Here is a 14,832-nt window from a genome sequence, read left to right as displayed (position 1 = left end):
CCCGGATCATCGGTAATAGCACATAAATTTGGATTCACAAAACTCAGGCGTCTTGCGGATAGCGATGGCCCTTTCCTGAACTTTCTCCTTTTCCATCCCGCGACGTACCGACTTCACCACATCCGAAACGAGTTGCACGCTGGCCAGTTTCCGGACGGAATTCGCTTCTCGCCCGACAATTTTCAACGAATCGATGCCAAGTGCCGCAATATCCGGGAGTGCGCATAATCCACATGGGCCAAGCGGGATGCCATGGTCCGAAACAGTAGACCCGCAACTATGCGTGAACCATACAAAATCCTGGTAGTCTTTAAGATGGGATGCAAGTTTTTCCTGCTCTCTTAGGGACAGCTCGCGATCTTCCGCCGACTCAAACTGGAAATCCCAGTTTTGCGTCGCACAGAAAGCGCCAACCTGGTTATGTGTCGTAAAACAGAAGCTTTCTTCATATACACAACCGTCATTCAGAATGAACAACTCATACTCGAGATCCCGTCCGCCTGCATCCATGATTTCCGCCATTTCTTCGAGCGATAGACTGCGCGGAAAAACGATCCGTTCCGCACCAAGCTCGCGATACAATTTGACGCTTTCACTATTCAGCGGTGCCGCCAAACTGCTCACATGGATGCCGGCATCCGGGTAATGCGCTTTGATCGCCATCATCAAACCGATATCACTGACAATAAAGGCATCTGTGCCGCACTTATATGCCTCGCCAATAATATCAAGCAACAATGGGATCTGTTCCTGTGTATAATACGGTGCATTCAATGTCATAAATACAGGAACATCGAAGGAATGCGATTTTTCAATCAACTTAGCGAACTCTTCTACAGCCGGTATGCTTGCCTGTGTTGCACGGCGATTCATCCAAACACCACTAGTGAACGAGCGGATCCAGTTTGTCGGGATAAACCCTGCGTAAAATTCCTCCGCGCCATTATGGACAAGCATTTCCACTTCTTCGACCTGGCTGATGGGTGCTAATACTTTCAAATAGTTCCCCTCCTTTTACACCGGTATTTTCGGACTGATAATCAGTCGGTCCACCTGCATGTCATCCGCCCAATCGAGGACATTCCCTACGAGCTCTTCGGTTTGCTGATAAAAAGCCGAATTTCCTTTTTGCATCGTCCGAACTGGCAATTGGCCGAGCTGCTGTCTCGTGTTTTCCATTTGAGCGACGTAGTGGCAGCATTGCTGCTTGCACTGGACATCGCCTTGGAATTTTTCCTCCCGCGGCTTGTGCAGAGTTCCCACTAAACAAGAGCGACCCGTCGCGATGACGCCATACCCCAAGTAAAGTGATGTCGCCAATCCTTCCCGGTCTGCCGATTTCTCGATCGGTTGGATGAACGAATCATACTCAATCCGCTTGACGTGCATCCTGTCGAGGAACTGTCGAAAATACGGAGTTTCAAATGAAGAATTCATGAATACCGATTTTGCCCGTTCCGGTGCATGCTTTTGATTGTATAAATGAGCGACACGGGGGTCGCGGATCATCTTATTCAATAGGCGGCCGATGACGATTTGCAGATTCGGATATTTTGTGGCGACTGCGTAGCACATTCCCCAGTCATTAACCACTACCTCCACTTCCGTTTCTTGGGAGTCCAGCCATTCGAAGATGGGAAAAAGCAACTTCATACCATTCTCCGGAACATATGGAGTAACAAATGTGAAAGCGAAACCTCTTTCTCTCGCATACTCATATGCTTTCCGGACATCTTCCACCTCTGCAATCCGATATTGGCAAAATTCCGACCCAAAATATAAGCGCCCGGGTTCCGTCAGCTTAAATTTTCGTTTGATGTTTTCTTCTAAGATTGCTATGGTTTCTTGCTCCATCGGGGAAAGCGTCTCCCTGTTTTCCAACAAGGAGAGTTGCTTTGCATCCTGGACAGCGAGCGCTAATTCCATATCGCTTCACTTCCCATTCATTGTTTTATTTGTACGACGCGGACGTCCATCGCATCTGTTTTCAAATCGACTGTCCCTTTAAACTCCAATGTTTCTGCATCATAGAAATTGACGTCAGGGCCTCCTCCTCCGGCGTAAATCGTTTTTCCATCACCGCTTATATTGAATCCGTAAGATGTTCCCAATTTTGTTTTGATGACCTTGTCATGCTTCAGTGACGAAAGATCGGTCTTGGCAAGCATGTTCATGCCCCCATATGCCTTTTTCCGGTCATGTGAAATTATCCCTGAGAAAAAGCCGATCGGTTCTTCCTTATACTCAATTTTCTCTACCTCGCCCGTTTTTAAATCCCATGTAACAAAACCTTCTGTCGTTTCGCCTGTTTCGGGATGGTACACATAGTTGACCGTGGATGCTAGATAATTAGTTTCTCGATCACGCGGCCAAAGCAAGAGATAGTTACTGTTGCCGGCACTCTTATCCTCAGGATCAAACAGCTCATAATGTAGTGTCAAAGTGTCCTTCTCAATATCATATTCATACAAATCCCTACCCCAGACAGCAATTTTGCTGCCGTCTTCATAAAATTGCAGAACGTGCACACCGTACGGAACTTCAATCTCCTTGACAATCTCCTTCTTTTCTATGTCCATAACGAGGATGGCAGGAGGCAATGTTGTCAACTCTGTTCCTTCCACTTTTGAGCGCATCGTCATAGCGTAGAGCAGCTTGCCTTCAGGATCCACATCCATGCCATAGATGCGGGAACGGTAATTGTCTTGTGTAAAATCCAACTCATCAATTACAATATTTTTGGCCGTGTCAATGACAGTAACTTTCTGCCTTATGTCCGTACTTACGAATAATTTACTCCCGTCTTTCGAAAAAGTCGTATCCCTCGTCATACCGGTTACCGGAATATCCGTTACTTCCTCCGTTTCCGGATCTACAGCAAAGACATATTCGTAACCAGTGAGATAAAGCATTTCTTTCGTTTTCCCGGTTTCTTCGGCCAACACTGAAGCGTTCAAACTGACTACGAGGAAAACGGCGAGCATCGAAAAAAGCCATTTTCTCTTCAATATACTTCCTCCCTTCTAATTAGCATGACAATCGTCAAGAGGCAGTCCCGCGATCCGGTCAAGGAACGTCGGATTGTCTTCCATGACTTGTACATATGCTTTCAGTGCAATGGTATACCAGCGATACATCCAGTTGCAGTAATGCAAATTCGGAGAAGTGATTTCCCCTTGCCGCTCTTTCGCTTCGTAGTAGCATCCGCCCGAGCACGTATGCTTCAACGGACAGCGGGAGCATGTCGTTTTGTTGTCGACATGCAGCGACTCGAGCAGCGTCTTCTGGAATCTACGATCGACACCTTGATAGATATCCCCCATCTTGTACTCATCTTGTTCATTAAAACGATGGCACAAGAACAGGTCACCTGAGGGGCTGACTGCATAAAAGCCGATGCCGGCGCCGCAGCCGTAGCTTTTATTAACTCCCGTATGCAATTCGACTAGGACATTTACCAAGTTGGAGAAACCAAAATAGCGGTCTTCCTTTGCTTCGTGAACAAAAATCTCTGTCAGTTCTTCAAATTCATCCAACAAGCGGGAAAGCTCCGGCTTATTTAAAATAAAAGCCTCGTCCGTTTCGGAAACCGGTGCGAACCCGACTTCGTGGAACCCCATCTCTTGAAGATGAGTGAACGTTTCTTTTACATGCGGGAAATCCTTTGTCAGTGTAACCCGGGCAGCGACCGGTTTCGTACGATGCTTTTCAATCAGTTTGCGTGCATTTTTATTGACCATTTCATAAGATCCATGGCCTGATTTGAACGGCCGCCATGTGTCTTGGGTATTTTCATCTCCATCCATACTGACCGACACGCCGACATTATGCTCGACGAGAAAATTGATGCGTCTCTCGTTCAATAGCGTCCCGTTCGTCGTCATAGAAAAATCAATCTTTTTACCCGCTTGCTGTGCTGCTTTTTTTCCATATTCCACGACATGGGTTAGCAGCCTCCAATTAAGCGTCGGTTCTCCTCCGAACAGAATGACAGAAACATTTGGCGCGTTTTTGGATTCTTTGATTAGAAAATCAATCGCTTTTTCAGCAGTCGGCTCATTCATCGCTTTCATAGGAGCGCCGTATTCACCGCCACCCGCATAACAATACGTACAACCGAGATTGCATTCGTTTACCAAATGGAAAACAAGCGTTTGAATCGGCAATTCTCCTTGCGGAACACCGGGAGTCCTACTATTTCTCCCGATACTGTCATTTAACCGGATGACTTCTTGCTGTAGTAACTCCTCAATCGCTGATCGAACTTCCGCCTTCCCGTATTGGATACTTAGCTGCTCTTCGACTTCGCTTAGCGATTGAGAGTCGCTTTTCAATATTTCCAAGATTGATTTGCCAAGAGGTGAAATTTCACTGATAAAGCCACTGAGCCCCTGGAACACATATGGTTTGCCTTTTACTTCAAACACGAGCTGATTTGTCACTGATAATTGATCTGCCGTTTGTATAATGGGAATCACCGCTTTCTATTTGATGTAGACATAGTCTGGGAGTGTGACAAAGAGTTTCGATTCACCGGTCAGTTTATCCTGAGTGGCCGGATCTTGATAGATTGCCTTGGCAGTGACGTATCCCGTATTGTTGGTAGTCCAGACCCGTTCAGGATTCGGACCCCCTTGGGCCGGAGTGAAAAGTCCGGTTTGGGTGTTGATCTGCCCAACGTACTTCAATTCATCGTTTCCTTCTTTATCTTCATGAAGCTCCCACTTGACGTTCAGCGGACCGATTTCTTGATTATCCGCAGTGTAGCCAATCGCTTCAAACTGGACGCTCTGCAAATAATCGGTATAATTCAGCCGCGCCAATCCGCGCTCCGGCAATACTTTAATGGAATCTACTTTATCAAATGCTATGATTTTGACAGGCTGTTCGCCGTCTTTCAAATCGAGTGTTATTTCACCTGTCCCTTGAGCTGTCACTGTAATCCAGACATCATCACCGTTCTGCCTTTCAACTTTATCGACAACTAGTCCCTTAGATGCAACAAAGCTGTCCGGTGTCAGCTGGTCGGGCAACTTTGAGCCGATAACCCGAATGGTTTCTGTTGTGCCTGACTTAATGGAACTTGGCCATGTAGCCAAAATAGCTGTTTTGTCTGCCTTATAGTACGTTTCATCTGCAAATATCCCTTTATCGTTTACCTGGTTCCACCGACCCTCAATTTTATTACCGTCTTCTATTACATTGAAGACACCTCGGGTTTTTACCTCACCATCCGTTAAACTGCTGCGCAATGAATACCCGGCATACTTCCGTACATTTCCTTCAGATTTCTTTTCTTGTTCATCAGGCATGAGCATCGTGCGTTTTTCAAAATACATATCTTCCTTTTCTGAAATGTCGGCATATCCGCTATATATTCCGCTTCCCGGCTGATGGCCGACAATTCTCCATGTCCCTGTGATTTCATAATCAGTCTTTTTGTCTTTCCATTCTTCCCAGTCTTCCGAATCATATGGATGGATGCTTGCCATATAAGCGAGAACTTCTTCTGCCTCTTCTTCCCATTTCATCGTCCGCATTTGATAAATCATGGCCGGACTCATCCCGATATGGAAATCTTTTAATTTCATCCACTCGGCTTCGGTACGGTACTGTGCCAGCGGCCTTCCTCCCGCATGACATGCGATACAAGAACCCTCGATCTTGTCGTATTCTTCTGTAACTGGTTCAATCGTTGAACCGCTTTCTGTCAGCCAATACATGACTTTTTCAGTCTCTTTTGGCGCTAAACCATTCTTATCGCTCAGCTCCTGAACAATAGCAGCTTTTTCTTCATCCGTTACCTGAACTCCCCACGCGGTCTGCATGCGAGTAATTGTATCCTGCCATCCTTCCGGTGTTTTACGGACATCACTAATCCGATCGACTTTTCCGTCTTCCCCCACAGCATGGCATGTTATGCACGATTGCTTGAATGTGTCGCTCCATTCTTCGTTTGCTAAGCTGACTCCCGGTGCGTTTGCTTCCTCGTCCTCTGTAATTTTTTGCGGTTCTTCTTTTGTACAAGCGGCAACCATTACGAGAGTAGCGAGAAATAACAAAATCACACCAATCGATTTCCTTTTATGTTGGATCACCCAAATCCCCCCTTACTCATCAATAAATTTTAGTTTTTGCCAATCTCTTACGGCGGCTGGACAATCCTGATGCCATTCCGGATATTTCGTCAAGCCATCCGGTACTTGTGCTGCCCACCAGCAATCTCCGTAACAGCCATAAAGATCGCGCTCCATCGGCTGGCAAAGGGCGGCTACGGAAATCTCCGAACTATCCGCCTCCCATCCCGGATCAAAAACTGTCGTACAGCCAATCGGCAATTGTAGGCCTTCCACATCCATTATTTCTCCTTCGTTAATTCGCCTCATAGCCATTTTTCCTTTGCGGTTCAACGGTTTACTGTGTTTCATAAGCCCACCCTTCCTTTCTTAATGTAAGCCTTTGCAAAACTAAGAATATCAAGGTAGAGTAAAATCAAAGCAAAACAAAAGTAAAAATAAAGTAAAGAAATAAACTTTTCGGAATTATAAAACTTTGTTATGATAAGAAAATCCGAGCATTAACAATGGAAAACTAGGCAACCATTGGTCATGGAACCACCCGTTTACGAAGTGATTTAAAAAGTTCATGTTCAAAAGGGGGAGAAATGATGCATCAATCTACGATTCTACATGTGGACGATGAACCAGAGATCCGGGAATTGATTGGTCTCTATTTAAAAAAGGAAGGATATAACTTCGAAGAGGCAAGCAATGCAGAAGAGGCGCTAAAAAAATTAAAAGCTGTCAATCCGCAGCTAATCTTGCTGGATGTCCAGCTCCCCGATCTCGATGGCATTGAAATTTGCCGACGTATTCGCCTAGAGACGAACGTACCTGTGCTTTTTTTGAGTTGTAAAGATTCGGAGATTGATAAGGTCATTGGTTTAAGTGTCGGCGGAGACGACTATATCGGCAAGCCTTTCGGAATGAATGAATTGATTGCGCGAGTGAAAGCCCATTTGCGCCGATACTATGAATCAAAAATATCTATGCCAGAAGATGTGTCTTCAGGAGAGGCGAACGTTTTCACATCGGATTCCATTCTATTGGACAGTGCACGTCATGATTGCTATATACGGAACAAAAAAGTCCAGCTTTCCTCCAAAGAATTTGAACTGCTTCATTTTTTCATGCTCCATCCCTTTCAGGTGCTAAGCACGGAGCATTTGCTGGATTGCGTTTGGGGATACGAGTCGGAAATTGATACAAAGACGGTGACGGTTCATATTGGAAATTTACGAAAAAAACTAGGAGAAGATCCAAAAAAACCAAGGGTCATTTTAACTCTCCGCGGGGCAGGGTATAAATTCAATGAGTCTGTCCAAAAAAGCTAATACTCTTTTTCATAAATCTTTTTATACATTCAGAGGTAGGATGCTATGGACTTTGCTTCTTCTCTCACTTGTTCCGCTCATTATCATCAGTTACTTCGTCATACAAAGCACGAAAAACTCCATCACAGTGACAGGAGCAAATATTGAAGAGGATATCAGCGAGTACGCCCTCTATCTATATAAAGAAAATATAAACAGACAAGCAGAAGCGACGAGCATTCAATTGGAAGGATATAAAAAACAAATCCTTCAATTGCGCACAACTTTGGAGGAGGTATTTGAATCGTCCATTGTGCCGCCAGGATACTCTCTCCGCTTACAACAAGATATTGGCGGAGTTTATTGGGAATCAGTAAAAGGGGATTTCTCCAATACAGGAGCGACTGCCTCCTATCCCGTAACGGCGGAAACGGTGGAGCGACTGGAACAGACAAAAAGCATTGAAGGGACGATGAAACAAATCGTCAAAAGCAATCAAGCCATTGTCGCTGTTTATTATGTTTCTCCAACATCTGCGTGGCGTATTTATCCAGCCATGAACACCCCAAAGGAGATTCACGATGGCTTTTTAACGGCGGATGCCGATTTTACGAAAGAGACTTTTTATACTGCTGGAGCAGCTGTTTCCCCAAATAGCAACAAGGTAGGTTGGACGGATCCTTATATTGACCTGACTCATCGGCATGAAATGTTCTCCATTTCGGCTCCTATTATTGGCCCAAACGATGAGGAACTCGGCATTTTGGGCGCAGATATTACGACACACCGCGCCTTAAATCATTTACTTAATATGAAATTCAAAGAAGAATTCGCCTACGCCCTATTACTGAACCAAAATGATGAATTCATCGCCTACCAGGATCAGGCGGATAACGATCTGCCTTTTTTGACAAAAGCAATCCGTCAACAAATATCGTCAGACGAACAGCCTGTCCTCCTGAACGTCAACGGTATGAATAAAATTTTCCTGTCCGCCACAATTGACCATACCGGATGGAAACTGATTTTTGCAATTCCTGAAGCAGGTATTGTAGATCATATTAAAAGCTTGACAGACCGACAATTAGCAGCACATGAGCGAACGATTTTCAGCCACCTCCGGAATGTCATGATTTTCACTTTGCTAGTCATCATTTTGTGTTCCATCGCCATATGGAGGAATTTTACGAAGCCGATCCGCGAAATCCTCGGCGGCATCCGCTCTTTCCAAAATGAAAATTTCAAGGCGGAAATCCCGTCGCAATCCCTTCACGAGTTCAATTTGGTCAGTCAATCGTTCAACTCGATGAGTCAGCAGATCAATAAGCTGATCAGCAACTACCAGACGCTGAACAGCCAGTTGGAGGATAAGGTGTCGGAGCGCACCCAGCAATTGGTTCGCCTGAACATTTCGCTCATCGAGACGAATAAAAAATTGCAGGAGACGGAACAGCAACGAAAGCTTCTTTTCGCCAATATTGCACATGATTTGAAAACACCAATTACCCTGATTCACGGTTATATTGAAGCGATCCAAGACGGGCTGATCGGCGAAGAGGACTATGAGCGGTATTTCGAGCGCATCCAAAACCATCTCGATTCCATCAACAACTTGGTTGTGAACGCTTCTGAACTGAATCGGATCGATTTGAAAGAACAGCCTTTCCACTTCCAACGAGTGGATACGACTAGCTTCTTCCAGAAACTCGGAACCCATTTCGACCAATTTAAAACAGTCGTGTTCGATATCGAACCGGATCTGCCTTCTCTTGACATCGACGTCCATTATATCGAACGGGCCATGATGAATTTGGTTAAAAATGCACTCAAGTACTCTGAGCCGGACGCGCGCATTGACGTGACCGTCAGGCAGCAAGATCGGCATGCCATCATTACGGTCAAAGACGAAGGATGGGGCATTACCAAAAATGATTTGCCGTATATCTTCGATCGTTTTTATCGCGTCAGCAAAGTCCGGAATTCAAACAAGCCCGGGACAGGTCTTGGTCTCTCCATCGTCAAGGAAGTCATCACTGAACATGACGGCACCATCGTTGCGCATAGCGAACCGGGCGTCGGGACGGAGTTCACCATCACCCTTCCCTTCCCAATGGAAGAAGATTGATAAGGGGATGGCCTAATAATTGTCGGAATTGTGTCATAGTCTCTTCCGCCAACCTATTTACTTGCCAACTGCCAGCTACTATACTTGGATTACTTATAAGAGAAAAGGGAGGAAATGTGCATGGAAAAAGGATATTTCGGTGAATTTGGAGGAAGTTTCATTCCGCCTGCATTGCAAGATGCGATGAACCATCTGGAACAACAATTCGAGGAAGCAATCCAGGACCCTTCCTTCATGGATGAATACCGCCGCTATTTGGCCGAGTACGTCGGCCGGGAGAACCCAATCACCTTTGCTGAAAATTTGACGAAGCAGGTCGGCGGGGCCAAGATTTATTTGAAACGGGAAGATTTGAACCACACCGGTTCTCATAAGATCAACAACGCGATTGGCCAAATCCTATTGGCCAACCGGATGGGCGTGAAACGTGTCATTGCAGAAACCGGCGCGGGCCAGCATGGTGTCGCGACGGCTACAGCCTGTGCGATGTTTGATATGGAATGCGTCATTTATATGGGCGCGGAAGATATGCGGCGACAAGCATTGAACGTCTTCCGGATGGAATTGCTCGGCGCCAAAGTCGTTTCAGTAACGAAAGGCCAAGGCCGCTTGAAAGATGCCGTGGATGAAGCATTGAATGACCTCGTCGCCAACTATGAAAATACATATTACTTGCTTGGGTCGGCGGTTGGGCCACATCCGTTCCCTACTATTGTAAAGTACTTCCAATCGGTCATCAGCGAAGAATCCAAACGTCAAATGCTCGAAAGGGAAGGGAAACTGCCAAATACGGTCATCGCTTGCGTCGGTGGAGGCAGCAATGCGATCGGCGCATTTGCCCATTATTTGAATGAGGCAAGCGTGGAGCTGATCGGTGTGGAGCCGATGGAAGCAGCCACGATGACGAAAGGCGTGCCCGCTGTCCTTCATGGCTTCAAATGTTATACTTTGTTAGATGAAAACGGCGAGCCGGATGCCACATATTCCATCGCGGCAGGATTGGATTATCCCGGCGTCGGACCGGAACATAGCTATTTGAAAGATGTCGAACGCGCAACCTACTACCCCGTTACCGGGCAGGAAGCATTGGAAGCCTTCAAGACATTATCCAAAACGGAAGGCATCATCCCGGCATTGGAAAGTTCCCATGCGGTTGCCTTTGCAATGAAACACGCAGCCACCCTGTCACCGGATGATATTGTACTGGTCAACCTATCCGGCCGCGGCGACAAAGATGTGGAACAAGTATTTGAAATGCTTCAGCAAGAAAAAGCGCAGCAGGCGTGAGGTAAGGGTGGCATGTTGCGGAGTTTGCCGAAACGTTTAGAGGTTTGACCAAAACGTTGTGCGGTTGGTTGTGAACGTTGAGAACTTTGACGAAAACATTGTGAGCGTCAGCCAAAACGTTGTAAGGGTTTGGGAAACGTTTAGTGGTTTGGCTTGAACGTTGTGAGGTTGAAACAAAACGTTGGGAAGTTCCTGAAAAACGTTAGAAGGGTCACCTGCAACGTTGAGAGGCTTCAAAAACGTCCGGAAGATAATAGTAATTTATAAACCGCAATACTCAAATTTTATTTAATTAAAGAAAGATGGGGTTTTTTAATGATTCAAGTGAACATACCTGCGCTGGATCTTCAAGCAGGTGATGAGGCCGAGGCGTATTCGGCCACGTTGACGAAACCGGTGGGAAGCTTGGGCCGATTGGAAGAATTGGCGGTGGAGCTGGCGAGAATGAAAGGCACTCGTACACTTGAGATTACACCGCCTGGCATCTTGGTGTTTGCCGCGGATCACGGTGTTGTGCGGGAAGGCGTTTCGGCGTTCCCCCAAGAAGTGACCGTTCAAATGGTGTCCAATATCGTGCAAGGTGGGGCTGCCATCAATGTCTTTGGCAGGCAGATTGGTGCCACGTTCCAAGTGGTCGATGTCGGAGTCGCCGGCGAAGTCGCGGAGGAAGCTGTCAGCCCGAGAAAGATTCGACCAGGTACCGGAAGCTTTTTGACAGAGTTGGCGATGACTCGGGAAGAGGCGGAGCAAGCGGTTGCTGTCGGTTATTCGGAAGCGGAGCGTTTGCTGGGCGGCGGTGTGAAATGCCTAATTGTCGGAGAAGTCGGCATCGGCAATACGACTGCGAGCAGTGCCGTGTTGTCCGCGATTACCGGGGCCGATCCCGCCTCCATCGTCGGGTATGGGACAGGCATTTCTTCCACCCAGCATGAACGAAAAATTTCAGTCGTCCGCGAAGCGGTAGAACGTCACAAACCCAACCCGCAAGACGCCTACGATATCCTGTCCAAAGTTGGCGGGTTGGAAATGGGTGCGATGGCTGGTGCGATGCTGGCTGCTGCTGAAAACCGGGTGCCGATTCTGCTAGATGGGTTCATCTGCACTGTATCGGCTCTATTGGCTAAATTGATTGATCCCCGTGTAGCGGACTATATGATTCTATCCCATCAATCGGCGGAACCCGGACATCTTACGGCCATCCAGCATATCAGAAAACAACCGATCGTCCAATTGGATATGCGGCTCGGTGAAGGAACCGGGGCGGCTGTCGCCTTCCCGATTTTGCAAGCGGCGGTCCATATGATCAATGAGATGGCCACTTTCGAAAGTGCCGGAGTGGCTGGAAAAGAAGAAGATTCGAGTGCTACGCTTTCATAAAAACCGCCGTGCTTCCTATTTTACGGGAGCACGGCTTTTGAATGAATCCAGGCAATCTTGGCAAATGCATGTTTTCCGAAGTTGATCGGCGGGCACTTCATCGAAAATCTCTTGTGGAAAGGATTCCTGCGTACACCAGCAATCTCCCAAAGACTTTTCTTTTCCGTTACAACAATTATTCCCTTTCCCGCAAATCGGGCAAACTTCCACGATTGTTTTCACAATACTCCCCCTCCGATATAGAATATTTGAACCCCTCCACTTTGGATATTCCTTCCTGCACTCGCCTAATGAGAAAATACTATCCAACTGTCAGTAACGAGCATAAGAAAGAAACCGTCACTCACCCGGTGAAACGGTATGTGTTTATTTCACTGGACGCTGTCGCCATCTTCAGATTCGCCAAACGGTTCTCCTGGATACAACTCCTGCAGGAACTCGACCGACTGGGTGATTAATTCCTTCAAAACTTCCACGTCGATGTCATCGACCTTATTGATATAGACACAGGCTTTTCCTGACGTATGCTTGCCGAATTTGGCAAGCAGCGCTTCCCGTTCCGGATCGCCGGTTGCAAAGTATAGGCTGATTTTCGCTTTCCGTGGAGAGAAGCCGACTAACGGGGCGTCCCCTTCATGGCCTGTTTTGTAGATATAATGATACGATCCGAAACCGATGATGCTCGGCCCCCATAATTTCGGCTCATAGCCTGTCGTTTCGGTGAAAATATCGAGAAGGCGATACGCATCTTCCCGTTTCTTCGGGTGATCCACCTGTTCAATGAATTCGATGACGCTGTCGTCCGTCTCTTTTGTTTTTAATTCGTACATCCGATTTTCCTCCCGATTGAGTGATTGTTCTGTCTAGTGTAGCATACGTCCCTCATATTCCGGAATAACTTCTCATATAGTGGTCAGGAGGAATCCGGAGGTGGTAGGTTTGAGCAAGGATTTTACAAAAACGGCGCGGGATGAACTTCATTTTTGGCTGCAAATTTTGGGCGATCACGGACGCTTTATCCATGACTCATTGGCGCCGGGCCAGAAGACTTTTATCGAGCAAGCGGACGCCTTCATCCAACAATTCGATTCTTTGCTGGCAGACTCGAAGCGTTCTCTAGATCGGCGTGCTCTTCTACTCCTTCTTCAAAAATCGAAATCTGCCAGTGAAATGATCCGTACTTATAAACTTTCAATCATCCGAGAACAACTCGTCGGGAACATTAAAATCTCCCTGACCCCCACTTTTCTAAACCATATGGTCAATGAAGTGGAAGAGGCAATCCGTTTGTTCTCCTATTTGGAAAAAGAGGAAATGCCGCCACCTGTCCACCCGCTCCACCATGATTTGCTTTGGCTATTGGATGCAGCCGGCCATGCAGGGGCCATCAACGATCATCTGGATCGGGTTGAGAGACCGTTGAAAAAGAAGAGCCACAAATTCATGAAAGATTGGGATGCCTTTTATCTGAAAGCGATTGAATTGACCGGATTTTTACGGACGAATGCGACCAAGTTTCCAGCTCTGTCTAAATTTCATAATGATGTCCATTTGGAAATGACCATATTCAAAGCTTTCTTGCGGGAGTTGGAGGAGTTGGGCCTCACCAAAAAGGGGCTTGGTACGTTGACGCCGCTCATGGCTGACCATATGGCGCGGGAAGAATGCTATTATTTGACGAAGCTGGCGGAAACGGCGGAAGTCCCCTCCCCCGATTGCGATCCGGCGAAACCAAGAACAAATGGATGAATGAAAAGCGGATCGCCTTGTTATAGGCCATCCGCTTTTTGAGTTATCCTATCTGAATTTCCGAATCCAATGATTGCAACGCGGCTAAAATACTGAGTCCCGTCAATTGGCTCGTTTTCGGATTATGCGTCGATGGGTGGTTTTCGAGCTGAACCGTTAGTTTTCCGAAATCCCCAATTGCTTGAATCATGTGGATATTATGCTCTGCTTGGGGATCGGCAATGATCCGGACATCAGTGTCATGAATTCCGACGCCTGCTAAAGCGAGAATGATGGCGACATTGGCATTTTGCGGGAATCGGTGAATCGCCTCTTTGGCCGAGCCTTCAAAAAGGACAGTCTCTTCGGCGAATGGCTGATCCGATAAAGAGTTTGCCGGTTTCCGGGTTTCCAAGGAGACCCTTCGTAATCCGCCCCCGACTTGCGCTGCCCGTATCGCATCCAATCCACCGATTGCGCCGGCAGGCAGATATATTTTATGGCCATGCGCTTTGGCATTGGCTTTAAGTTCTTCGTATAATGTAATATCTGCCAACGCGCCGACGCTGATCAGGAGCAGATCTTTCTCCTGGACGATTTGAGCAGCGTAGGAGCGGACAACTTCAATATTGGCGCATTCGACGACAATATCGACATCCGACTTCAAAAATGCTTCCACGTCATGGAAAGCGGTGAAGCGATACGTGTTCAGCAGTCTTGGCAAGGTCATCTTCGCCTTTTCCCGTTCATCAAAAACTGCCGTAATCTGGCAGCCAGGCAACCGCTTCTCTTTATTGATTTTCTGTAAGAGAAAGTTTCCAATGGAACCTGTTCCGATTAAACCGATATTCATGTAAATCCATTCCTTTCCCTTTTCATCATAGCGGACATTTCGTGAAAGGACGAACATTTCGACCGGCTGGCGTTGTTTGAATGGTTGTCC

The 14,832-nt window shown here is 46.8% G+C and carries 14 protein-coding genes; 5 read left to right on the top strand and 9 right to left on the bottom strand.

The window, feature by feature from the left end; translation table 11 throughout:
- Positions 1–6: 6 nt before the first annotated feature.
- The 6 genes from MKY41_RS20625 to qhpC are packed head-to-tail and all read right to left on the bottom strand — an operon-like array spanning position 7 to position 6,428.
- The gene (locus MKY41_RS20625) at positions 7–999 is read right to left on the bottom strand and encodes a peptidase U32 family protein (protein ID WP_340746827.1); all 993 of its coding nucleotides are present in this window, start codon (positions 997–999) and stop codon (positions 7–9) included.
- Between the two features lie 15 nt (positions 1,000–1,014).
- Positions 1,015–1,926, bottom strand: coding sequence for a hypothetical protein (locus tag MKY41_RS20620; protein ID WP_041075927.1), 912 nt, complete (start codon positions 1,924–1,926; stop codon positions 1,015–1,017).
- A gap of 17 nt (positions 1,927–1,943) precedes the next feature.
- Positions 1,944–3,008 carry a quinohemoprotein amine dehydrogenase gene (locus MKY41_RS20615; RefSeq protein ID WP_052484137.1) on the bottom strand — a complete coding sequence of 355 codons (1,065 nt, stop codon included), beginning with the start codon at positions 3,006–3,008 and terminating at the stop codon, positions 1,944–1,946.
- A 15-nt stretch (positions 3,009–3,023) separates the two neighbouring features.
- Positions 3,024–4,442, bottom strand: a complete 1,419-nt coding sequence (locus tag MKY41_RS20610) for a radical SAM/SPASM domain-containing protein (RefSeq protein ID WP_231860332.1) — start codon at positions 4,440–4,442, stop codon at positions 3,024–3,026.
- Positions 4,443–4,484: 42 nt separating this feature from the next.
- Positions 4,485–6,098, bottom strand: coding sequence for a quinohemoprotein amine dehydrogenase subunit alpha (gene peaA / locus MKY41_RS20605; protein WP_340746826.1), 1,614 nt, complete (start codon positions 6,096–6,098; stop codon positions 4,485–4,487).
- A 12-nt stretch (positions 6,099–6,110) separates the two neighbouring features.
- Positions 6,111–6,428, bottom strand: coding sequence for a quinohemoprotein amine dehydrogenase subunit gamma (gene qhpC, locus MKY41_RS20600; RefSeq protein WP_041075931.1), 318 nt, complete (start codon positions 6,426–6,428; stop codon positions 6,111–6,113).
- 239 nt (positions 6,429–6,667) lie between these two features.
- Here qhpC and MKY41_RS20595 point away from each other — a divergent pair, with 239 nt between their 5' ends.
- The 4 genes from MKY41_RS20595 to cobT all read left to right on the top strand — a co-directional run bounded on the left by MKY41_RS20595 (position 6,668) and on the right by cobT (position 12,161).
- Entirely contained in the window at positions 6,668–7,393 is a 726-nt protein-coding gene (locus MKY41_RS20595; protein ID WP_340746825.1) for a response regulator transcription factor, read from the top strand.
- Positions 7,394–7,445: 52 nt separating this feature from the next.
- Positions 7,446–9,497: a sensor histidine kinase gene (locus MKY41_RS20590; protein ID WP_340746824.1), complete on the top strand. Its 2,052-nt coding sequence runs from the start codon at positions 7,446–7,448 to the stop codon at positions 9,495–9,497.
- Positions 9,498–9,617: 120 nt separating this feature from the next.
- The gene (gene trpB / locus MKY41_RS20585; RefSeq protein WP_340746823.1) at positions 9,618–10,784 is read left to right on the top strand and encodes a tryptophan synthase subunit beta; all 1,167 of its coding nucleotides are present in this window, start codon (positions 9,618–9,620) and stop codon (positions 10,782–10,784) included.
- A 315-nt stretch (positions 10,785–11,099) separates the two neighbouring features.
- Entirely contained in the window at positions 11,100–12,161 is a 1,062-nt protein-coding gene (gene cobT, locus MKY41_RS20580; protein ID WP_340746822.1) for a nicotinate-nucleotide--dimethylbenzimidazole phosphoribosyltransferase, read from the top strand.
- 15 nt (positions 12,162–12,176) lie between these two features.
- Here the strand turns inward: cobT and MKY41_RS20575 are convergent, their stop codons facing one another.
- Together MKY41_RS20575 and MKY41_RS20570 are read right to left on the bottom strand one after the other, a co-directional pair.
- The gene (locus MKY41_RS20575; protein ID WP_231860418.1) at positions 12,177–12,371 is read right to left on the bottom strand and encodes a cysteine-rich CWC family protein; all 195 of its coding nucleotides are present in this window, start codon (positions 12,369–12,371) and stop codon (positions 12,177–12,179) included.
- Positions 12,372–12,532: 161 nt separating this feature from the next.
- Positions 12,533–12,991: a DUF1801 domain-containing protein gene (locus MKY41_RS20570; protein WP_052484141.1), complete on the bottom strand. Its 459-nt coding sequence runs from the start codon at positions 12,989–12,991 to the stop codon at positions 12,533–12,535.
- A gap of 109 nt (positions 12,992–13,100) precedes the next feature.
- Here MKY41_RS20570 and MKY41_RS20565 point away from each other — a divergent pair, with 109 nt between their 5' ends.
- Complete coding sequence (locus MKY41_RS20565; RefSeq protein WP_340746852.1) at positions 13,101–13,910, top strand: DUF2935 domain-containing protein; 810 nt, start codon at positions 13,101–13,103, stop codon at positions 13,908–13,910.
- A 43-nt stretch (positions 13,911–13,953) separates the two neighbouring features.
- Here MKY41_RS20565 and nadX read toward each other — a convergent pair whose 3' ends face one another.
- Complete coding sequence (nadX, locus tag MKY41_RS20560; protein ID WP_041077103.1) at positions 13,954–14,742, bottom strand: aspartate dehydrogenase; 789 nt, start codon at positions 14,740–14,742, stop codon at positions 13,954–13,956.
- Positions 14,743–14,832 lie beyond the last annotated feature (90 nt).

Origin of the sequence: Sporosarcina sp. FSL W7-1349 (assembly GCF_038003045.1) — a bacterium.
Lineage (GTDB): Bacteria > Bacillota > Bacilli > Bacillales_A > Planococcaceae > Sporosarcina.
This window is presented reverse-complemented; position numbering and strand designations above follow the sequence as displayed.